This is a genomic window from Colwellia sp. SU-HH01217 (assembly GCF_057543495.1).
This window is the reverse complement of the sequence record NZ_BAAJLX010000014.1, coordinates 13,956-35,574: the sequence shown is the minus strand read 5'-3', so window position 1 is coordinate 35,574 and position 21,619 is coordinate 13,956. Positions and strand designations below refer to the sequence as shown.

Below are 21,619 nucleotides of genomic sequence, written 5' to 3'. Positions count from 1 at the left end.
TTAATCGATAATTAAAACATTGAGGCTATTTTACGTTATTCATGCCATAGATTACAGCCTTATGATACCACAAGCACTACTAAGTCAAATAAAGCGATAATGATTAACCGCTTACCGCTTTAATTGTCTTTTTTCTTAGTCATGCTTATTCATGTAACCATGCTGCGTGACGAGGTGCACGTTTTGTTTTTGCCCATTCATCAATCATGTCATGTGCCACTTGGTTTAACTGGTTAAATTGTTCTGGGGTACCAGTATTAGCGGCTAACTCTAAGCGATGACCATTGGGATCAAAGAAGTAAATCGACTTAAACACACCATGATTAACAGGGCCTAACACATCAACGCCTTTACTTTGTAAAGTTTCTTTTGCTTTAACCAATGCGTCGACACTCTCAACCCGTAGGGCTAAATGCTGAACCCACTCAGGTGTGTTGTTGTCTCTGCCCATTTCTGGAGAGTTAGGTATTTCAAAAAATGCTAAAACGTTTTCGTTGCCTGCGTCTAAAAATATATGCATGTATGGATCAGGCGCTTTGGTTGAAGGAACTTCATCTTCAGCAATCGCTAACACTAACTTCATGTTTAGTTTATCTTCATACCATAAAGTTGTTTCTTTGGCGTCTTTACATCGATAAGCGACGTGATGAATTTTTTCAATATTGATCATAATGCTCTACCACTTAATTAAAATTGTGTTGATAGTCAATTTTTATCATAAAGCATAGTCGAGTCGCTAATTTTCGCAGCAATTGATAACACCGCATATGGCAGAATTTAAATACGCCTGTATTTACATTTTTACAGCACCAAGAGAATATCCACTAAACCCTTATTAAAGAATAACCGTTCGGCAACCATTTAAACAAACACGATGTTCAGCATGAGCTTGTACCGCATGACATAAAGCAACAGCTTCTAAATCGTGACCAATATGCTTCATTTGTTCAACGGTGAAGGTATGATTAATCGGTTTAACTTCCTGAACAATAATCGGTCCTTCATCTAAGTCTGCAGTAACATAATGCGCCGTTGCTCCAATAACCTTTACACCTCGTGTATGTGCTTGATGGTAAGGCTTTGCCCCTTTAAAACTTGGCAAAAATGAATGATGGATATTAATCGCATGTCCAGACAGTTTAGTGCACATTTCATCAGACAATATTTGCATATACCGAGCTAACACTAACAATTCAGCATTGGTGTTTTTGATCACCTCAAGTATTTGCGCTTCTTGTTGTGGCTTGTTTGTCTTGTCTATTGGTAAATGATGAAACGGTATATTGTGCCATTGAGCTAACGCCTGGCAATCGGTATGATTTGAAATAACAGCAGTAATATTAACGGGCAAAACCCCTGCTTTGCATTTTGTTAATAAAGACACCAAACAATGATCATCTTTTGACACTGCAATAACCACATTCATCGGTTTGTTTTTATTATGCAGTTGGTATTGCATTTGTAGCGGTTGCGCTAAGCTTTCAAGCGCTTGCTTAAACTCTTCAATAGTTACCGTTAAATTACGGTCATCAAATGCAACACGTGAAAAAAACATATGGGTATCAGGATCGCTATATTGCGCGGTTTCTGTGATAAAAGCCCCATGAATAAATAAACATTGAGCAATTTTCGCTAAAACACCTGATGAGTCAGGACATTGCCAAGTTAAGGTGTAATGATTGATTGTTGACATTAGAAATGAACGTTAAATGATAGTTAACCTACATCATTATAAATTCTGACTATTTTTACTAGCTTTTGTTACAGTAAATTTAGAGCACAATGGTATATATAATGCCATTCGGTTTTCTCATGTAACCAAATAACTGATAAGTGAGTGTTATTGCTCGTTGTTAAAAAGGTGTTTACTTTTAATGTATAACGCTTCTACTTTTTCGCGTGCCCACGGGTTTTTCCTTAAAAATTTCAAACTAGATTTAATACTAGGATCATGAGTAAAACAGCGAATGTTAATCATTTGTCCTAGCTCATCAAAACCAAAATATTCTTCTAATTCGGTTACGATGGTTTTTAACGTTACACCATGTAACGGGTTGAAAGGTTGTGTGTTCATGCTTAAAGAGATTTCAAAGAAGAGTGATGAGCCTAGTATAGCTTTAGCTAAGCTAAAAGCAGAGCATTAATTCATGCTCTGCTAGCTCAATAATAGCATATTAGCTAAGGTACTCGGCTAATGCTTCACTATCGCCAATAAGTTTGCCCCCAACAAATGTTTGCGGGTAAGTGTCTGCATTGGTTAATGCTCTAAAAGCAATACCATTAAGACCATGCCCCAAGGTAAGCTCTTCAAAAGCTAAACCTTTTTTCTTCAACAATGCTTTAGCTTTAGCACAAAATTGACAGCCAGGTTTCGTTAATATGGTGATCGGTTCAGGCTTTTCTGCGTTAGGGTTAATATAATCTAGCATGGTATCAGCATCTGAAACTTCAAATGGGTCGCCAGGCTTATTCGGCTCAATAAACATTTTATCAATAACGCCATCTTTCACTAACATGGCATATCGCCAACTTCTTTTACCAAACCCTAAGTCTTTTTTATCAACTAATAAGCCCATTGCGTCAGTAAACTCTCCGTTTCCATCAGGAATTAAGCTGACATTTTCTGTTTGTTGATCTGCTGCCCAAGCATTCATAACAAAAGTATCATTAACTGACATACAGATGATTTCATCAACACCGTTGGCAAAAAATGTTGACGCTAACTCACTGTAACGTGGTAAATGAGCTGATGAGCATGTGGGTGTAAAAGCCCCCGGCAATGAAAAAACTACAACGGTTTTATTTGAGAAAATTTCGTTTGAGGTGCGTGTCGTCCATTCATCATTCTCACGCATTGGAAAAGATACGCTTGGTATAGTACTGCCTTCTTTATTGGTAAACATAGTGTACTCCTTTTCTATTGAGTTAAATTTAATTGCTTGTTATTGCTCAATCATTTACTTAATTTGGGTAAGCCAATGATTAATTTCACCTACTAGTTGTTCAAGTTGTCCGATAAAGGCTAAAGCAAAGCCTTCAATTTCTTTGCTATTTTTTGTCATCGCATGATGTTCTACTTGTTGCGCTAAAGTGTCTAGCTGTTGAAAGCACAAATAACGGACACTGCCTCTAATTTTATGTGTTTGCGCGTATACGGTATCAAAGTCGGTGTTCGACAATGCAATTTGTAGCGCTACTCTATCTTGTTGCCAATTATCGATAAACAACTGAGCTATGTTGCTAGACAATATAAGATCAGAATGATTCACTTTTAATAAAGCATCTAGATCAAATAATTGATAATTATTACTATCAGGAGGCAATAAATTAAGGTCTTTTTGTAACTTTAATTGTCGATAAGCCCAATTTAATTTATTAGTGATAATTTCCTGTGAACATGGCTTAGCAATATAGTCATCAAAACCAGCTTCAAGACACTTTTCAGCACTTCCACTTAAAGCATCGGCGGTAATAGCGATTAGCCATAATGGTTGACTATTTTTATTTTTTGATAATTTATTGGCAAGCTCAAAGCCGTCAACTATCGGCATATGACAATCAGAAATAATAATATCGTAAGGCGTTTTTTCATGCATTGTTAAGGCTTGGGCACCATCATTAGCAACGTCAGCTTCAATATTTATTCGAGCAAGTTGTGCATTAAGCACCATAATATTGACTAAGTTATCTTCAGCAATTAACACTTTTAATTGCTTAAAATCATCTGAATCTGTTTGATCTAATTCACATTCACTTTGCAGTCGTTCATCATTATTTTTTTCGCGATTAGCTTGCTTAAAGGTTAAAGTAAAATGAAAAGTGCTACCGATATGTTCAGTAGACTCTAAGTTAATATTGCCCCCCATTGCATGAATTATTTCTTGGCAAATACTTAACCCTAGCCCTGTACCACCATATTTTCGGGTAACTTCACTGTCTGCCTGTATAAAAGGCGTAAATAATAACGCTTGTTTATTGGGCGCTATACCAATTCCGGTATCAGCCACTGAGAGTTTCAAAGTATCGTAAGTGAGGCCATCAACAGATTTGCTTTCTAGTAATTTAATAGCAAGAGTAATATTTCCCTCTTCAGTAAATTTGACCGAGTTACTGATTAAGTTATTAAATACTTGGGTTAATCTTGTTGGATCAGTAAAATAATTGTGCGTTATTTTTTTATCTATTTTTAAATTGAAAACGATAAATTTATCTTTGTCGGGGTGAGAAAAACCATTAATAATATTTTGAGTTAACTCATGAAAATTAACGGGCATTAACTCTAAGGTTAATTTTCCTGCATCCATTTTTGAAAAATCGAGTACATCATTTAGCAACGCTAATAAATTACTTGCTGAACCTTGCAGGGTGGTTAACATTTCCTTTTGATTATCATCAAGTTCGGTGAAAGATAAAGCCTCAGCCATGCCAAAAACACCATTCATGGGCGTTCTAATTTCATGACTCATGCGCGCTAAAAAACTGGTTTTTGCTTGAGCTGACTTCTCCGCTGCCACTTTTTCAGCTTCAGCTGTTTTTAACGCTTTTTCGATTTTTTCTTGTTCAATTTTTCTGCGCAGCGATTTTCGATAATAAAGCCAAAAAAGTAATAAACACAGCAACAACAGCATCAACAATAAATAACTCGCTTGTTGATAAACTATCGCAACTTGTTCCTGAATATTTGATTCTTTGATTAGTTAATGTCTCCCATGCTTATTTACGTAAAAGGTTAATAGATAAAGACATAAATAAAAAGTGATTCTTATGTATAACACACTCATGATGATTCGCTAACCTCGCGTTACATAATATTGCAAATAACATCAGTTGCACCTACACCTAAGGACATGGTAAATTACCGCACAAGTTGTATATACAATTTATGCAAACGGAGAATAAAACGCATGTCGACAAGCTATACCTTAATTAAAGGCACCGCTCCTTTATTAATTAGTATGCCACACAATGGCCAAGCTATACCTGATGATATCGCATTAACCATGACAGATTCAGCCAAGAAAGTGGCCGACACCGACTGGTACAAGGATAGACTATATGACTTTGCTCAAGCCTTAGGTGCGTATATTTTAATCCCTAAATATAATCGCTATGTTATTGATTTAAATAGAGAGCCTCATGGCGAAGATTTATATCCCGGTCAAAACTCTACAGAGCTTTGTCCAACATCTGCATTTGATTTAACGCCGTTATATCTAGAGGGTAAGGAACCGAGTCAACAAGAAATACAGCGACGAATACGCTTATATTGGCAACCTTATCACAATACAATACAAAGCACTTTAGCAGAAATTAAAGCAAATTTTGGCCATGCTGTACTTTTAGAAGCGCACTCTATTTTGTCACACGTCCCGCGCTTTTTTGAAGGGCAATTGCCCGATTTTAACTTTGGCACAAATAACAATACTAGCTGTGCTAGTGCTTTAACTGAAGCTATTGAGCAAATAGATTATTCGCCCTACAGTCAAGTGACGAATGGTCGCTTCAAAGGTGGATTTATTACCCGAAATTACGGGCAACCCGCTAATAATATTCATGCAATTCAACTAGAGTTATCTCAGCGTACGTACATGAATGAGCCAACTAATGAATACAATGAAGCACTCGCAGCACAGGTAAAACCTAAACTAAAAGATCTGGTGAGTTGTTTACTTAATTATGCCAAGGCGACGAATTAGGATTAATGATGAATATTGATAAAAAAATACATGCTCAAAACATATTATTAGCAACTGGCTGGGCAACAGATAAAACCTTAACTATTACTGGTGGCCAAATAAAAGCAATTGAGTCTGGCTACATTGAAGGCGCAGAAAAAGTAGCAGGCACGATAATACCAGGCATGATAAATTGTCATTCTCATGCCTTTCAACGAGCATTTGCAGGGTTTAGTGAGCAAGGCAGCGAAGGCCAAGATAGCTTTTGGACTTGGCGAAAAATTATGTATAAGTTTTTAGCACAGTTAACAACAGAAAATGCTGAAGTTATTGCTAGCCAACTGTATATAGAAATGCTCAAAATGGGCTACACTCGTGTCGCCGAGTTTCATTATTTACATCACGATATTAATGGCGACAACCACGCTTCACTTTCGGCAATGGCTAAAGCGCTTTTCAATGCAGCAAAAACCTCTGGTATAGGTTTAACTATGCTGCCGGTACTTTATCAGTTTAGTGGTTTTGGCTCACAAGCCCCAAATGACGGGCAAAAGCGATTTATTAACTCGACCAAGCAATTTAATGAATTAGTAAGTGATTGTTTTAAACTGAGTGAGCATTATGACAATAGTAACGTTGGCATTGCGCCTCATTCATTAAGAGCTGTTGATAAAGTGTCACTGCAACAAGCTGTCAGTCATGTCCGTAACTTAGATGCAAAGGCACCAATTCATATTCATATTGCTGAACAACAAAAAGAAGTAGACGATTGTCTTGCGCATTTTGGCAAGCGCCCTGTGCAATGGTTACTCGACAACATGGAGTTAGACGCCAATTGGTGTTTAATTCATGCAACACATATCGATAAAGAAGAACGCCAAGGCATTATTAATCGCCAAGCTGTTGCGGGAATATGTCCAACCACAGAAGCTAATTTAGGTGATGGTATTTTCCCCACTACCGAATTTTTAGCGCAAAACGGCACCTTTGCCATTGGATCAGACAGTCATATATCAGTGAACCCTATTGAAGAATTACGCTGGTTGGAATATGCCCAACGATTAATTAAACAACAACGGGCAATTCTTGCTTCTAATCAAGAGTTGTCAGTTGGTGCTAATTTATGGAAAAAAGCAGCACTAGGCGGCGCGCAAAGTACCAACAGCAATACAGGTGAATTAGCCGTAGGTAAGCAAGCCGACTTAGTCGTACTCGATGATAATCAAACCCGTCTATTCGCACACAGTAAGCAGCACTTATTAGACAGTGTTATTTTTGCCAGTCAAAAGAATCCGGTTAAAGATGTGATGGTTAATGGACATTGGGTGATTTTGGCTGGTCAACATAACAGTGAAGTTATCGTTGAAAATGCTTTCGCCAAAATATTAAATCAATTATCGGCTTAACGATAAATTAAACGAAAACCAGTTATGCATCTCAACAACAGGGTTAAGATGCAAACTGTTATTTATAAAAGTCTGGTGTGTTTAGAAATTGTTTTACAAATTGCCTTTTGCACGCCCGCACGCATTTTAAATTCTCGTTTATTCACTAAACAATAGTCAGTATAAAATGCTTTAACCGAGCGACGTGAGTCCGCAATATCTTCTAACTGCTTACGCTCTTTAGGGGTAAATAATTTCATTTCTTCTTTTAAATCAATTAAAATCACATCTGTTTTGAGTCTTGCTTCAGTGTCAAATGTGTCTGAAAACCCATCTAATGCATCAGATTTTAGTCCGTTGTACCACTCTTCTAGTTCAGGCTGAGGATAAAAGTGCAAAAATAATGCGAATCCTACGATTAAGATCAATAATTTTTTCATAGTATGTCGTATAATCAAACGGTAGGCATAGGATAATCAATTTTTAATCAAGAAACTAGACTATGTCGTTCATAACTCAACGCTTACTTTTTTCTGTTACCAAGGATTTACTGTGAAAACAGACGACAATCAAGCCAATCAATCAACGCGTATCCCAGTTAAAAATATAAAAATTCATCAGCCCAATAAAGGCGTGGAACAATACAAGCCTAGGGACCAAATTTATGTAAGAAAAGTAAAAGGTTTTTTTCAGCGCTTCCGCCAACGAATGAACTTTGTATTTTTAACTCTTTTTGCCGTACTACCATGGCTGCAGTACAACGATCATCAAGCCATTCTTTTTGATATCGTCGATCAACGCTTTTACCTTTGGGGTCTTACTTTATGGCCTCAAGATTTAACATTACTTGCTTGGCTCTTTATTTTAAGTGCTTTTGTCCTGTTTTTTGTCACCACCTTTCTGGGTCGGGTTTGGTGTGGCTATTTATGCCCACAAACCGTGTGGACTTTTATTTTCATTTGGTTTGAAGAGAAAATTGAAGGTACAGCTAATCAAAGAAAGAAGCTGGATAGCCAAAAATTAGATTTTAATAAATTCTGGCGAAAATCTTTAAAACACACTTGTTGGATGTTTTTCTCGGTACTAACAGGCTTAACGTTTGTCGGTTATTTTGTGCCAATGCAAACCCTGTTTAGCGACTTTTTCACCTTTAATGCCTCTTTAGCAGCTGCCTGTACGGTATGGTTTTTTGCTTTGTGTACATACGGAAATGCAGGTTGGATGCGAGAAATTATGTGTTTGCACATGTGTCCCTATGCACGTTTTCAGTCAGCGATGTTTGATAAAGACACAGTCACCGTTTCATATGATTATAACCGCGGCGAGGCAAGAGGTGGTCGCAGCCGTAAACAAGATCATAAAGCGTTAGGTCTTGGTGACTGTATAGATTGCAGCTTATGTGTACAGGTTTGTCCAACAGGCATAGATATTCGCAACGGTTTGCAATACGAGTGTATTAATTGTGGTGCATGTATTGATGCCTGCGATGGTGTTATGGAAAAAATGAATTACCCTAAGGGCTTAATTCGTTATACCACCGAACACGAATTAAAAGGAAAGAAGGTTCATTTAGTTCGTGCGAAATTAATTGGTTATGCCATTGTTCTAATCGTGATGTCTAGTTTACTACTGATGGAAATTGTCAACAGAGTGCCGGTTGCACTTGATATTATTCGCGATCGTAATGAGCTTGTGCGTGAAAACTTTAACGGTGAAATTGAAAATGTTTACACATTAAAAGTGTTAAATAAATCACAAACCGATAACGTATATCGCTTATCAGTTAAAGGAATTGACCAAGTTAAATGGATTGGCGAACAAGAAATAACCGTTAAAGCGGCAGATGTATCCACTATTGCAATAAGCCTAGCGGTTGATCCGTATGATTTAGAAACGTTAATGACAAAAATTACCTTTGTAGTTGAACAAATATCCCCTGATGACGATGTGGTATATGAACAGCAAAGTCGATTTTTTAAGAAGCGCTAATGTCAGTATTTGATTTCACTTCACTGACCCCCGATCTAATTATTGATGGCTTAGAGTCCGTTGGCTTTAACGTTGATAGTGGCCTGCTTGCTTTAAACAGCTATGAAAATCGAGTGTATCAGTTTCATAATGAGCACATGGAGCGCTTTGTCACTAAATTTTACCGTCCACAACGTTGGAGTGATGCACAATTAAAAGAAGAGCATACGTTTGGCTTTGAATTAGCTCAACAAGAAATTCCGGTGATCGCACCGCTTAAAATTGATAATGACAGTTTATTTACCTATGAGGGTTATCAATTTGCTGTGTATCCTTGTCGGGGTGGCAGAATTTTTGAAGTGGATAATTTAGATCAATTGGAGTGGATGGGCCGTTTTGTTGGTCGAATGCATGCCGTTGGTGCAAAATCACCTTTTGTCTATCGCCCAAGCTTTACCGTTGATGAAATGCTTTACCAAGCAAAAGAAGTCATTGCTGAGTCTGGTTTTGTACCTTCACAGATAAAAAGTGCTTTTTTTACTATTCTTGATTTAGTGATCAACGAAGCAGCAAAACAATATCAACCTAAAACGCAAATACGCCTCCATGGTGACTGTCATGCAGGTAATATTTTATGGCGCGAAGGTGAAGGTCCGCACTTTGTTGATTTAGATGACTGCCGTACGGGGCCCGCTATTCAAGATTTATGGATGATGCTGTCGGGCGATAGACAACAACAATTGTTACAATTAGATACCATTTTATCGGGCTATGAAGAGTTCTTTACATTTGAAAATAACCAATTAGTTTTGATAGAATCATTACGAACCATGCGTGTGGTAAATTATATGGCTTGGTTATGTAAACGTTGGCAAGACCCTGCTTTTCCGCGTAACTTTCCTTGGTTTGAAAGTGACAAATATTGGGAGCAGCAAATATTAATGTTAAAAGAGCAGATGTCTGCTTTACAGCAACCACCATTAACCTTAATACCCACTTAACAGATTTTATAACCGGCATATGTTGGTTATCTATAGGAATTAAATAATGATAAAAAAAATGACCACCTTATTGTTCACTCTAAGCTTAGCACTTGCTTTGCCATTAACCGCCAATGCAGCGAATTACAAAGAAGGTAAGCAATACACGCAAATTAGTGAAACAGCTTCGAGCAAATCTGAAGTAAGAGAATACTTCTCTTTTTATTGTCCACATTGTTTCAAGTTCGAACCGTTTATGGAACAAGTAAAAAAAGAATTACCGAGTAAAACAAAATTTGAACGTAATCACGTAGATTTTTTACGTGCCGCTTCACCAGAAATACAGTTTATGTTATCTAAAGCCATTGTTGTTGCTCAACAATTAAAAATGGAAAAGAAATTGGTAAATGCGCTTTTTAGTTACATTCAAGTTCAACGTGCAATAATCTCATCAGAAAAAGATATCCGTAATATCTTCGTCTTAAATGGTGTGGATGGTGACAAATTTGACAAATTAATGTCTAGCTTTACCGTTAATAGCCAAGCTAAGAAAATGAAAAAGCATCAAGATGAATTAACACGTAAGCGTGTACTAAAATCAGTGCCGACTATTGTTGTTAACGAAAAATACTTAATCAATATGAAAGAACTTGATAAAAATGATTTTGAAAACGACTATAAACGATTAATCAAATATCTATTAACTTTAGATTAATTCGGTAAAACAAGAGAACACATACTTTAAATAAGTATGTGTTCTACTCCTCTTTAAGACCCAAAAAACACCAAAAAAATACCAAAAACTTATAATTAGTGAAGAAAACCAACAAAGAATATCAATCTATAATCACCGTTCAACAAACAATGCAGGACTTTTATGAGCTCAGACAACATCTACGAAAATAACCCACTACATGGCGTTAAATTAGAGCAGGTATTAGATGAATTAGTTGACTATTATGGTTGGGAAATCCTTTATGCGTACCTCAACCTTAATTGCTTTAAAACTAATGTAAGCATGGCCTCAAGTTTAAAGTTCTTAAGAAAAACAGCATGGGCACAAGAAAAGGTTGAAGGCTTTTATATGTACCAATATAAAAACTTACCACGCGCTGATGATGAACAGTTTCTTTTGCCACCAAGAGATCGCATCGTCCCTGCTCACCACAAAGTAGGTGAGCCCGCAGAGTTAAGCATAGAAGACGCAGAACAATTAAGACAAAAACGAGCTAAAAAAGCACGTGCTCGCAATAGTAGCCCAGCAAACCCTTGGGGCAATTAGTACAGTAACAATAAGCCTTGAATTAAGAAAAGCTATCAAGCTAGAGTGGAGTAAAATAATTATTTACCTATTTTTCAAACTGTTAACCATCTCTTAAACCGAGTTCAGGTTAACTATTGAGCGATTTAAGCAACGTCTGTTAATTAAATTGCCAATAAAGCGTTAACCTAATTTCCCTTCCCGGTTGTGGGATTTTTGCATTATAAAAGCTATTACTGCCAATCCACACACCATTGGCATCTAAGTCACCCATATTACTTTCACTCGCCGAAGCGCTTCTTACCCCTGGATGAAAATAATCTTCGTTTAATAAATTAGTAACATCCATAGCAATTTTAAGTTGCTCTATGGCGGCAGGTTGGTAAATTAAATTAGCATCAAGACTCACGTAACTTTCAATTTCATTAACTTCATTGGTGCTAACAGTAGTTCGATCACCATAATAGCGGCCTCGAATATTGAACTGCCAATGTTGATTAAACGTAAAGTATGCGCCTGCGTGAAAAGTAAAATCTGTTAAATCCCCCACTTTATCCCACGCTAATTGCTGTTGTTCATGGTAGTACTGTTCTGTCGCATTTAACCAAGATAATGTGCCCCACAACAAAAAGTTATCAATAAAGTCAGCTTGATTCTGATATTTAATCCGAACATCTCCTCCCTTTGCAAGCCCTTTACCGCTGTTAATTGTAGCACTTTCTGTTGTGTTAAATATATTTTTACTGCGCATTTCAAAATAGTTGGCTGACAGTAAGATGGTGTTCACTTGATAGTTAATATTAACTTCAATCGTCTCAGTATTTCTGGGCTGTATTTCTGGGTTGCTTGCAGCTCCCTGCCAACCTCCATATAAAAGTCTGGCAGAAGGCTCTTGATAGGCTTGGCCATAAAATGCTTTAAACGTTGTGTTGTACCATTGACCAACATAGCCTGTTCTAATACTTGTTTCTCGGCCAAATATCGCATGATTGTCATTTCGAACGCCAAAATGAATATGTTGCTGTAAAGGATCTAACGTATCACTTAATTGATATTGAGATAACAAGTATAAGGCCTGTTGGTTAGTGCTTACTCTATTATTAGGGACCGAATCTTCAACAGGAGGAGAAGGCAATGCATAATTTGTATCAACAAACTCTGGTGCTAAGCTCGGCCCATAATTAATGTTATAGGCTTTTTGTAAGTTTTTATCTTCATATTCAGCCCCAACTAATAAATTTAACTGAGGTGTCGCTTGCCAGACAAGTTCCGCTGAGCCTACCCAACTGTAGTTTGTTGACTCCCAATAACTGGCATCAAGCAATCGCTGATTAACGCCTGTAGCAGGATCTACAGTTAAATATCCCTCAATAAAAAAAGACTCTTTATCAATGTTGCTACTGCGATACCGAAGTAAGGTATTCACTTGCAGGTCATCACTCAATTCAATCATTTGCTTCCAATGAACTGAGTGCTCATTTTCTGTCCATAAGCCAGCATCAGGTAAAGCATGATCAAAGGTATACTCTAAGCCATAGCCTGTACCAAGCTCATGATATTGCAGAGTAACTTCAGTGTGTTCATTAAACAAACTGAAGGCGAGCGATTTATTACTGTGCTGAGATCTTGCATCACCATAAGTGGCAGCAAAGCCTCCCCAAATGGCTGAGTTTTCGAGTAGAGTAGGATCTGTCCATCGATAGTTTTTTGCATTAGACATATCCAGATCACCTTTATCAAAACGCCCACTAAACCTCAGTTGAAAGCGCTGCCCTTTAATAAAGCTAGAAAAATCGATTACCTCACTATTGTTATTACCGACCTGTAAAAAGGCTTGGCCTTGTTTTTCATCTTTATTGGTAATTACGTTAATAATACCTACAACAGCATCCCCCCCATAAGCAACAGAAGCCGGACCATACAAGACCTCAACATGCTTGATATTAGATAAAGGAAATGCCGCCATAATTTCCGCTTCATTGCTGTACAAATGATTAAACTTAATACCATCAATTAAAATTAAATAAGCGCTTCCTGCCGTCTGACGAACACCCCGCCATAAAGCGTTAAAATAGCTATCACCAAAAGTGCGGGTGAGCTGTACACCAGCAATGTCATCGAGTAAATAACTCAAATCTTTATAGCCACGGCGTTTAATATCGTCTTGAGTAATAATTTCTATGAGTGCGGGACTTTCATCTAGGCTTTCTTCTTGTCGTGATGCGGTCGTCACTGGCATGTTGAGTAATGCCTCAAAATCGAGCGAATAACCATTTCGCTGTTCAGCGGCAAACGAAGAGGAACTGCCCATAGATAAAATGAACAAATAAGGTAGGACGCTACATTTAAACAGTCTAAAAAACATAATACCTTCAAGCACTAAACGACATACTTTAACTATAGACTAAATTTAATTATCTAACCTGAGCTCGGCTTAACAATGTTTCTCTAACAATTATTTTTAGATGATTTTACATTAAGTTTATTGAAATTTTCTCACTAAAGAGAACTTGGTAAGAACAAAAAATCAACGACATCAGCTGATGTACATCCTAGCTAAAAAGACAGCTAAAAAGACAGCTAAAAAAGGGGAAGAATACAAACAAATAGCAATGGAAAGGCTCCGCCAATAGAATAAATTAAGACCATGATAGGGGACGTATTTAAAATTCATATTGGCGATTGCTTCTAATGAAACAATGGACCGCGATAAAGCAGCGGAACGAGCAAAACTTTTACGTACTGTTAATTAACCTGAACTCGGTTTAAGAGATGGTTAACAGTTTGAAAAATAGTTAAATAATTATTTTACTCCACTCTAGCTCGATAGTTTTTCTTAATTCAAGGCAAATTTCGCGTCAATAGCTGGCCTATTGCAAGAAATTTAACGAAGAAGTAAGGAAAAATAGCTGCTAGAGAAATATTTGTTAAGCCGAGCTCAGGTTAATTAGCAATATTGGCAAATAGCTTTTCAAAAGCGTCTAAACCTTCATTGGCAATTTCATTACTAATAGTGAGTGCAGGTAAAAATCGAATGACATTACCGTAAAAGCCACAAGCTAATAAAATTAAGCCATATTCTGCAGCTTTACCAATAATGGCTTGAGTAAGCTCAGTATTCGCACTTTCCACATCTCCATCTTTCATTAGTTCAATCGCAATCATAGAACCTTGATTACGAACATCAGAAATAAGTTGCGGGTATTGGCTTTGCAATGCCGTTAAACGTTCATTAAATAATGCGCCAATTTGGTTGGATCGTTCAATTAAATTTTCTTCTTCAATCACTTCTAATACTGCAAGTGCTGCAGCACAAGCAACAGGTGAACCGCCATAAGTTCCGCCTAAACCACCAGGCAATGGCGCATCCATAATGTCACTTTTACCCACAACCGCTGAAATTGGAAAACCACCAGCAATACCTTTCGCCATCGTCATAATGTCGGCTTCGACACCTGAATGCTCAAAGCTGAACATTTTGCCTGTGCGGCCAAAACCTGTTTGAATTTCATCGGCAATTAACACAATGCCATGTTCATCGCATATCGCTCTAAGCGCTTGTAAAAACTCAGTAGGTGCTGCATAAAATCCACCTTCACCTTGAACAGGCTCTACAATAATAGCTGCTACATCGGTTGGTGCTATATCCACTTTAAATAAATTTTGTACTGCTGTAATTGAGTCTTTTACTGAAATACCATGTTGCTCAATGGGAAATGGGGCATGAAAGATATCTCCCGGAAATGGACCAAATAAATTCTTATAAGGGGTAATTTTACCCGTTAGCGCCATCGTTAAATTAGTGCGTCCGTGAAATCCGCCATTAAAAGCAATAACACCACGTCGTCCTGTATGAGCGCGAGCAATTTTTACACAGTTTTCAACTGCTTCAGCGCCAGTAGAAACAAATATAGCTTTTTTATCACTCTCGCCAGGTGCAAGCTCTGTTAATTTTTCAGCTAATTCAACAGCGACTTCATAAGGATTAACCATGACGCAAGTGTGACTAAACTTATCAACTTGTGCTTTTACTGCAGCAACAACTTTAGGGTGGCTGTGACCAGTATTACACACGGCAATACCTGTACCAAAGTCGATAAATCGATTGCCTTCCACGTCCCATAATTCCGCATTTTTTGCATGCTCAGCATACACAGGATAAACATTACCTTGCCCACGTGCGATCACTTTAGTTTTACGTGCTTGTAGTTGTGCATTAGTTGATTGTGTCATTTTCTTTACCTATAAAATTTATGTCAGTACATTTATGTCAGTACTTTATTACCGTTAATGTCGTTGTAATAAGTGGTTGATGTAAGAATTGGCTCTTCATCAATGCAGCGTAAATGGATACCCCCGCTTAAACTGAACTGATGAAGCGCCTAATATCATTATTTGTTCTTATTTATCTAAACCGCCCATACATAAGTACTTGATTTCTAAAAAGTCGTCTAAACCATATTTAGAGCCTTCTCTGCCGTTACCCGACTGTTTAACACCGCCAAATGGCGCGGCAGCATTAGAAATTAATCCTTCGTTAATCCCCACCATGCCATACTCTAAACCTTCAGCGACTCGCCAAATACGGCCGATGTCACGAGAATAAAAATAAGCGGCTAAACCATATTCGGTGTCATTTGCCATAGCGACAACTTCAGTTTCATCCTTAAAAGAGATAATGGGAGAAATAGGACCAAATATTTCGTTACTTGCCGCTGGCATATCATTCGTCACGCCAGTTAAAATTGTAGGAAGATAGAAGTTCTCGTTTTCACCTTGCTTGCCCCCTAACGCCACTTTTGCGCCAGCGGCAATAGAGTCTTCAACTAATTTAGCAACATCTTTCACTGCACTAGCGCTGATCATAGGACCAATAGTAACGCCATCGGTTAAGCCGTTACCAACAGACAACTCGCTCACAGCAGCAACAAATTTTTCGGTAAATTGCGCTAAAACGCCTTCTTGAACAAAAATTCGATTGGTACAAACACAGGTTTGTCCTGCGTTACGATATTTAGACACCATAGCGCCAGCAATCGCGGCATCAATATCGGCATCATCAAAAACGATAAAAGGTGCGTTACCGCCCAACTCCATTGATACCTTTTTAACCGTAGACGCACACTGGCTAATTAACGCTTTACCTACAGGAGTAGAGCCGGTAAAAGTGAACTTGGCAATATCTTCATGCTCAGTTAGCACTTTACCCATACCGCGGGCATCATCGCCAACAACAACGTTAAAGACTCCAGCAGGAATTCCTGCACGCTCGGCAAGTTCAGCCATGGCTAAAGCTGACAAAGGTGTTTGTGTCGCAGGGCGAACGACAAAGGTACAACCTGCCGCTAACGCTGCTGCCGCTTTACGGGCAATCATTGCATTAGGGAAATTCCACGGCGTTATAGCGGCAACTACGCCGATGGGTTGTTTGATCACCACAATTCGCTTATCGCCTGATGGCGCAGGAATGGTATCGCCATAAACACGTTTACCTTCTTCGGCAAACCATTCAATAAAAGCAGCGCCGTAAGCAATTTCACCTTTAGCTTCTGCTAACGGCTTACCTTGTTCTAAAGTTAGAATTCGGCCTAAATCTTCCTGATTTTCCATCATTAAGTTAAACCAATTACGCATTAACGTTGCACGTTCGTTAGCTGACTTTGCTGACCACATTTTAAACGCGTTTTTAGCTGCTTGAACGGCTAATTCAGTTTCAGCAATACCTGCATTACTTACTGTAGTAACCACTTCATTCGTTGCAGGATTTACCACCTCGATATCACTCACCTGTTCAGATGAGCTTGGGTGCCAACTGCCATTAATGTATGAAAAGTTTTTAATCAGTTGGTTATCTTTAATACCGTGCATCTTACTTTCCCTTATTGATTAGTTATTACTTCAAAATTTACTTAACGCTATTGAAACCCATTCATAACTCAGGTTAAATATAAAACATTCAACCTAAAAGTTTGACTAAATCAAACTTTATAAACAAATCCGAGCTAGTAAGAGTATGGCCAAATATTCAATTATCCCCAAGCCCGTCACCGAATATGATTTACGACTATTGCGTATTTTTAAAGCCGTGGTTGAAAATGGTGGCTTTGCAGCAGCGGAAACCGAATTAGGCGTCACGCGATCAACCATCAGTTTGCATATGTCTAACCTTGAAACACGCATGAAATTAAAACTTTGTTTGCGAGGTAGGGGTGGGTTTTCATTAACGGAAGATGGTCAGGCGGTTTATCAAGCGACCATTAATATGTTCGACTCTTTAGATGATTTTTCATTGTTTGTTGGCTCGCTGGGAAAAGAATTAAGTGGCGAATTGGTAATTTTATGTGCCGATCAATTAGGCATTAATAAACAAAAAAAGTTGGCCGAGGTTATTCAAATTGTTCATGACAAATCGCCGAACTTGCATCTAGTGCTTGATGGCGATTCTATTCAAGATATCGAAAAATCACTACTAAAAGATAAAGCCCATGTAGGAATATTTCCCGGTTACCAACAAATTGAAGGGCTTGATTACACAGCCCTCAGTAGTGAACCTATATATTTGTGCTGTTCAAATCAGCACCCATTTTTTAATCTCGTCGATCAAGAAATATCCGCGGATATGCTCGCCGATACCCCTGCGATTCATCCCGGTATTGATATCGATACCCAAGGTCGAGAACAACTTAAAAAACTTAACCTCGCCGCAAAGGCTTATCAATTTGATACCCGAAAAGCGATGATTTTATCCGGCCGATATTTAGGATATATGCCACAAAGTTACATCCAAAAAGAATTGAATAAAGGTTTGATCAGAATTATCAAGCCGAGTGAATTAACCTATCAATTTGACTTATCTTTAGTGGCAAAAAATTCACCTAGAGAAAACAATAAAGTCGCTTTGTTGCAACAAGCATTTCAACGGGTATTTTCTCTTTAGCTATATTTCGTTATTGCTTCATTATTTCTTCTTTCAATTAAGAAAAACTATCAAGCTAGGGTTGAACAAATAATTTTTTATTAGCAGAAATATTTCATGTACATTTTCCGCTACAATTTTTCATATTATTAAGGCATAAATTTTATTTGGCCACTTTTTTTGTCAAATAAAAAATTGAAATATTTTTGTTGATTTCACGCTAAGTCAGGTTGTTTCTACTTATAATATTTTGTTCTTTCGTCCTGTCATATTTCTATCAAAATAGTTTAATAATTCTCTGGTAATGGAGCAAAATTCTGGTAACCTCTTAGCTCGTTATTTAACTTGCTTAATTTTTAAACCAAAAGTTTCCTAACGGTGATAATTAAATTATCCACAAATATAAAAATAATAATATTGTGCTGTAAAAGGATTTTTACCTACCTTTTTTTCAGTAAAATCAACACATTAAACATATCATCTATATCCTTTACTGTAATCGATATGATATTTTTCGTGCTTGTCAACAAAGTTATCCACAGATTAAAAGATTTATCTTAACGCAACTATAGAGTGAAACCCTTGAATGTGGCATTCTTAGCACACTTTATTGTTAGCCATTAAATTACCATGCCAAATTCTTCATTATCACCGCTTATTTTAGTCGACGGATCATCTTATTTATTTCGCGCATATCATGTGCCTTATTTACAAGCATTGTCTACCGCAGATGGTCAACCCACTGGAGCGATCACCGGTGTATTAAATATGATAAAAAGTCTTAAAAAAGACTATCCCAATGGCAATATCATCGCGATTTTCGATGCAAAAGGTAAAACATTTCGTAATGATTTATACCCAGAATATAAAGCGAACCGTCCGCCAATGCCCGACGATTTGCGCACACAAATAGAACCTTTACATAATATTATTGCTGCCATGGGATTACCGCTTATTGTTACCCCTGGTGTTGAAGCGGATGATGTTATTGGTACCTTAGCCGCTCAAGCGACCGCGTTAGGCATTGAAACCGTTATTTCAACGGGCGATAAAGACATGGCTCAATTGGTTAATCAACATGTACGTTTGATCAATACCATGACTAATGTTGAGTTAGACGAAGCTGGAGTTTTGGAGAAATTTGGCGTAAAACCCGATCAAATAATTGATTACCTAACATTAATGGGTGATAAAGTTGATAACATCCCAGGTGTTGAAAAATGTGGCCCTAAAACCGCTGTAAAATGGTTAACAGAGTATGGAACTTTAGAAGGTGTAATGGAAAATGCCGACAAAGTTAAAGGCAAAGTGGGTGAAAACTTACGTGCTGCATTACCTCAACTCCCTTTATCTTACCAACTTGCCACGATTAAACTTGATGTTGAACTGACTCAAAGTGCAGAAAAACTTCAACCTAATGAAGCCAATGTTGAAACTTTAACTGAGCTCTATCAAAAATTTGAATTAAAACGATTATTAACTGACTTGCAATCAGGCCAAGCTAATAGTGTGCAAACCGCTAACACAGAAACAGAGCAAGAAACGTTTATTGACAACAATATAACCACAGAATATGACGTTATATTAGATCAGTCGAGCTTTAACCAATGGGTGTCAAAACTCAATACCGCTGAATACTTCGCTTTTGATACCGAAACAACCAGTGTCGATTACATGAAAGCTGAATTAGTTGGTTTGTCATTTTCCATAGAAGCCGGCAAAGCGGCTTATGTACCGGTTGCTCATGATTACGATGGAGCTCCCGAACAACTGGATCGAGACTGGGTGCTTGATAAATTAAAGCCCCTATTAGAAAGCAAGCAAATTAAAAAGCTGGGACAAAATCTTAAATATGATGCGAATGTGTTATCGCATTATGGAATTAAATTACAAAATATCGCTTTCGATACCATGATCGAATCTTATTGCTACAATAGTGTCGCCACTCGACATAATATGGATGCGTTAGCACTTAAGTATTTGGACTACAAAACCGTTCACTTTGAAGACATTGCTGGAAAAGGCGCTAAACAGTTAACCTTCAATAAAATCGATTTAGAGCAAGCAGGTCCTTACGCAGCGGAAGATGCTGATATTACATTAAGACTACATCAAGCCATCTTTCCTAAACTTGCCCAATCAGAAAAACAGCTTGCCGTTTTTAATGACATTGAAATGCCCTTGCTTTTGGTAATAGCTAATATGGAGCAACATGGTGTTTTAATAGACAGCGACATGTTATCCGAACAAAGCACTAAAATTGGCGCACGCTTAGACGAACTAGAAATAAAAGCGCACGATCTGGCTGGTAAGTCATTTAATTTAAGCTCACCTAAACAATTACAAGAGATTTTATTTAATGAACTGAAAATTCCTGTCATTAAAAAAACGCCAAAAGGTGCACCATCGACAGCAGAAGAAGTTTTGCAAGAGCTTGCTTTAGACTACCCACTACCTAAAATTATTTTAGAGCACCGCGGCTTAAGTAAACTTAAATCGACTTATACCGATAAATTACCTTTACTTATTTCGCCTAAAACTAACCGAGTGCATACGTCTTATCATCAAGCAGTAACCGCAACAGGGCGTTTATCATCAACCGATCCAAATTTACAAAATATACCTATTCGCTCTGAAGAAGGTCGTAAAATTCGTCACGCTTTTATCGCCCCAGAAAATCATAAAATTGTCGCCATCGATTACTCGCAAATTGAATTACGCATTATGGCGCACTTAAGTGATGACCCAGGCTTAGTTGCCGCATTTTCAGCGGGTAAAGATGTTCATAAAGCGACCGCTGCTGAAGTATTTGATGTTGCTATCGATGACGTTACCAGTGATCAACGTCGTAGTGCGAAAGCCATTAATTTTGGATTAATCTATGGCATGTCAGCTTTTGGTTTAGCAAAGCAATTACATATTGGTAGAGCGCAAGCTCAAGAATACATGGATAAATATTTTGAACGCTATCCTAATGTGTCCACTTACATGGAAGACACTAGACAACAAGCAACTGAGCAAGGTTACGTAGAAACTCTGTTTGGTCGTCGACTCTATTTACCTGAAATAAAGTCTAAAAACGCCATGAGAAGAAAGGGTGCCGAACGTGCAGCAATTAATGCCCCGATGCAAGGCACAGCAGCCGATATAATTAAAAAAGCCATGTTAGCGGTATCTCAATGGATTACAGAACAAAACGATCCACGCATTGTAATGACCATGCAGGTACACGATGAATTAATATTTGAAATCCATCAAGATATACTTGAAGAAACAACCGCTAAACTTGTAGAACTAATGAATAACGCGGTTGAGTTAAGTGTACCATTAATTGCTGAAGCAGGCGTTGGTGATAACTGGGAGCAAGCACATTAACGCTATGTGGTTAATCCTGATAAACATATAAGAAAAAGTTAGCCGTGTTGGTCTTTCAA

General features: G+C 37.8%; 16 protein-coding genes and 1 pseudogene. 8 read left to right on the top strand and 9 right to left on the bottom strand.

Annotated features, from left to right (window positions below; all coding sequences use genetic code 11):
* Window positions 1-145 precede the first annotated feature (145 nt).
* The 5 genes and pseudogenes from AC27G3_RS15090 to AC27G3_RS15070 all read right to left on the bottom strand — a co-directional run bounded on the left by AC27G3_RS15090 (window position 146) and on the right by AC27G3_RS15070 (window position 4,628).
* On the bottom strand, window positions 146-670 hold the full coding sequence (locus AC27G3_RS15090; RefSeq protein WP_487122945.1) for a VOC family protein: 525 nt from the start codon (window positions 668-670) through the stop codon (window positions 146-148).
* A gap of 165 nt (window positions 671-835) precedes the next feature.
* Entirely contained in the window at window positions 836-1,693 is an 858-nt protein-coding gene (purU, locus tag AC27G3_RS15085) for a formyltetrahydrofolate deformylase (RefSeq protein ID WP_487122943.1), read from the bottom strand.
* A 153-nt stretch (window positions 1,694-1,846) separates the two neighbouring features.
* Window positions 1,847-2,074: pseudogene (locus tag AC27G3_RS15080) on the bottom strand (VF530 family protein); the annotation flags it as partial.
* 100 nt (window positions 2,075-2,174) lie between these two features.
* Window positions 2,175-2,903, bottom strand: a complete 729-nt coding sequence (locus AC27G3_RS15075; protein WP_487122941.1) for a glutathione peroxidase — start codon at window positions 2,901-2,903, stop codon at window positions 2,175-2,177.
* 54 nt (window positions 2,904-2,957) lie between these two features.
* On the bottom strand, window positions 2,958-4,628 hold the full coding sequence (locus AC27G3_RS15070; protein WP_487123057.1) for an ATP-binding protein: 1,671 nt from the start codon (window positions 4,626-4,628) through the stop codon (window positions 2,958-2,960).
* 276 nt (window positions 4,629-4,904) lie between these two features.
* Here AC27G3_RS15070 and hutG point away from each other — a divergent pair, with 276 nt between their 5' ends.
* Window positions 4,905-5,696, top strand: coding sequence for an N-formylglutamate deformylase (gene hutG, locus AC27G3_RS15065; protein WP_487122939.1), 792 nt, complete (start codon window positions 4,905-4,907; stop codon window positions 5,694-5,696).
* An 8-nt stretch (window positions 5,697-5,704) separates the two neighbouring features.
* Window positions 5,705-7,081 carry a formimidoylglutamate deiminase gene (locus tag AC27G3_RS15060; RefSeq protein ID WP_487122937.1) on the top strand — a complete coding sequence of 459 codons (1,377 nt, stop codon included), beginning with the start codon at window positions 5,705-5,707 and terminating at the stop codon, window positions 7,079-7,081.
* Between the two features lie 62 nt (window positions 7,082-7,143).
* Here AC27G3_RS15060 and AC27G3_RS15055 read toward each other — a convergent pair whose 3' ends face one another.
* A complete protein-coding gene (locus AC27G3_RS15055) occupies window positions 7,144-7,500 on the bottom strand; it encodes a hypothetical protein (RefSeq protein ID WP_487122935.1) in 357 nt (118 codons plus the stop codon).
* Between the two features lie 112 nt (window positions 7,501-7,612).
* Between AC27G3_RS15055 and ccoG the strand changes: the two genes are divergently transcribed.
* The 4 genes from ccoG (at window position 7,613) to AC27G3_RS15035 (ending at window position 11,290) form a co-directional block, all read left to right on the top strand.
* Complete coding sequence (gene ccoG / locus AC27G3_RS15050; RefSeq protein ID WP_487122934.1) at window positions 7,613-9,049, top strand: cytochrome c oxidase accessory protein CcoG; 1,437 nt, start codon at window positions 7,613-7,615, stop codon at window positions 9,047-9,049.
* Complete coding sequence (locus AC27G3_RS15045) at window positions 9,049-10,029, top strand: serine/threonine protein kinase (RefSeq protein ID WP_487122932.1); 981 nt, start codon at window positions 9,049-9,051, stop codon at window positions 10,027-10,029. The genes ccoG and AC27G3_RS15045 overlap by 1 nt, the downstream gene beginning before the upstream one ends.
* Window positions 10,030-10,075: 46 nt before the next feature.
* Window positions 10,076-10,723: a thiol:disulfide interchange protein DsbA/DsbL gene (locus tag AC27G3_RS15040; RefSeq protein WP_487122930.1), complete on the top strand. Its 648-nt coding sequence runs from the start codon at window positions 10,076-10,078 to the stop codon at window positions 10,721-10,723.
* A 162-nt stretch (window positions 10,724-10,885) separates the two neighbouring features.
* Complete coding sequence (locus AC27G3_RS15035) at window positions 10,886-11,290, top strand: VF530 family protein (RefSeq protein WP_487122928.1); 405 nt, start codon at window positions 10,886-10,888, stop codon at window positions 11,288-11,290.
* A 139-nt stretch (window positions 11,291-11,429) separates the two neighbouring features.
* Here AC27G3_RS15035 and AC27G3_RS15030 read toward each other — a convergent pair whose 3' ends face one another.
* From AC27G3_RS15030 to AC27G3_RS15020, 3 genes are all read right to left on the bottom strand, one after another.
* Complete coding sequence (locus AC27G3_RS15030) at window positions 11,430-13,580, bottom strand: TonB-dependent receptor plug domain-containing protein (protein ID WP_487122926.1); 2,151 nt, start codon at window positions 13,578-13,580, stop codon at window positions 11,430-11,432.
* Window positions 13,581-14,212: 632 nt separating this feature from the next.
* A complete protein-coding gene (gabT, locus tag AC27G3_RS15025) occupies window positions 14,213-15,502 on the bottom strand; it encodes a 4-aminobutyrate--2-oxoglutarate transaminase (RefSeq protein ID WP_487122924.1) in 1,290 nt (429 codons plus the stop codon).
* A 168-nt stretch (window positions 15,503-15,670) separates the two neighbouring features.
* Window positions 15,671-17,137, bottom strand: coding sequence for an NAD-dependent succinate-semialdehyde dehydrogenase (locus AC27G3_RS15020; RefSeq protein ID WP_487122923.1), 1,467 nt, complete (start codon window positions 17,135-17,137; stop codon window positions 15,671-15,673).
* 145 nt (window positions 17,138-17,282) lie between these two features.
* Here AC27G3_RS15020 and AC27G3_RS15015 point away from each other — a divergent pair, with 145 nt between their 5' ends.
* Both AC27G3_RS15015 and polA read left to right on the top strand, forming a co-directional pair.
* Complete coding sequence (locus AC27G3_RS15015) at window positions 17,283-18,206, top strand: LysR family transcriptional regulator (RefSeq protein WP_487122921.1); 924 nt, start codon at window positions 17,283-17,285, stop codon at window positions 18,204-18,206.
* Window positions 18,207-18,815: 609 nt separating this feature from the next.
* Window positions 18,816-21,560 carry a DNA polymerase I gene (polA, locus tag AC27G3_RS15010; protein WP_487122919.1) on the top strand — a complete coding sequence of 915 codons (2,745 nt, stop codon included), beginning with the start codon at window positions 18,816-18,818 and terminating at the stop codon, window positions 21,558-21,560.
* Window positions 21,561-21,619: the final 59 nt, after the last annotated feature.

Coding starts and splice junctions, on each gene's coding strand:
- AC27G3_RS15090 (WP_487122945.1), bottom strand. CDS start 670: ATGATCAATATTGAAAAAATTCATCACGTCGCTTATCGATGTAAAGAC.
- purU (WP_487122943.1), bottom strand. CDS start 1,693: ATGTCAACAATCAATCATTACACCTTAACTTGGCAATGTCCTGACTCA.
- AC27G3_RS15075 (WP_487122941.1), bottom strand. CDS start 2,903: ATGTTTACCAATAAAGAAGGCAGTACTATACCAAGCGTATCTTTTCCA.
- AC27G3_RS15070 (WP_487123057.1), bottom strand. CDS start 4,628: ATGCTGTTGTTGCTGTGTTTATTACTTTTTTGGCTTTATTATCGAAAA.
- hutG (WP_487122939.1), top strand. CDS start 4,905: ATGTCGACAAGCTATACCTTAATTAAAGGCACCGCTCCTTTATTAATT.
- AC27G3_RS15060 (WP_487122937.1), top strand. CDS start 5,705: ATGAATATTGATAAAAAAATACATGCTCAAAACATATTATTAGCAACT.
- AC27G3_RS15055 (WP_487122935.1), bottom strand. CDS start 7,500: ATGAAAAAATTATTGATCTTAATCGTAGGATTCGCATTATTTTTGCAC.
- AC27G3_RS15045 (WP_487122932.1), top strand. CDS start 9,049: ATGTCAGTATTTGATTTCACTTCACTGACCCCCGATCTAATTATTGAT.
- AC27G3_RS15040 (WP_487122930.1), top strand. CDS start 10,076: ATGATAAAAAAAATGACCACCTTATTGTTCACTCTAAGCTTAGCACTT.
- AC27G3_RS15035 (WP_487122928.1), top strand. CDS start 10,886: ATGAGCTCAGACAACATCTACGAAAATAACCCACTACATGGCGTTAAA.
- AC27G3_RS15030 (WP_487122926.1), bottom strand. CDS start 13,580: ATGGGCAGTTCCTCTTCGTTTGCCGCTGAACAGCGAAATGGTTATTCG.
- gabT (WP_487122924.1), bottom strand. CDS start 15,502: ATGACACAATCAACTAATGCACAACTACAAGCACGTAAAACTAAAGTG.
- AC27G3_RS15020 (WP_487122923.1), bottom strand. CDS start 17,137: ATGCACGGTATTAAAGATAACCAACTGATTAAAAACTTTTCATACATT.
- AC27G3_RS15015 (WP_487122921.1), top strand. CDS start 17,283: ATGGCCAAATATTCAATTATCCCCAAGCCCGTCACCGAATATGATTTA.
- polA (WP_487122919.1), top strand. CDS start 18,816: ATGCCAAATTCTTCATTATCACCGCTTATTTTAGTCGACGGATCATCT.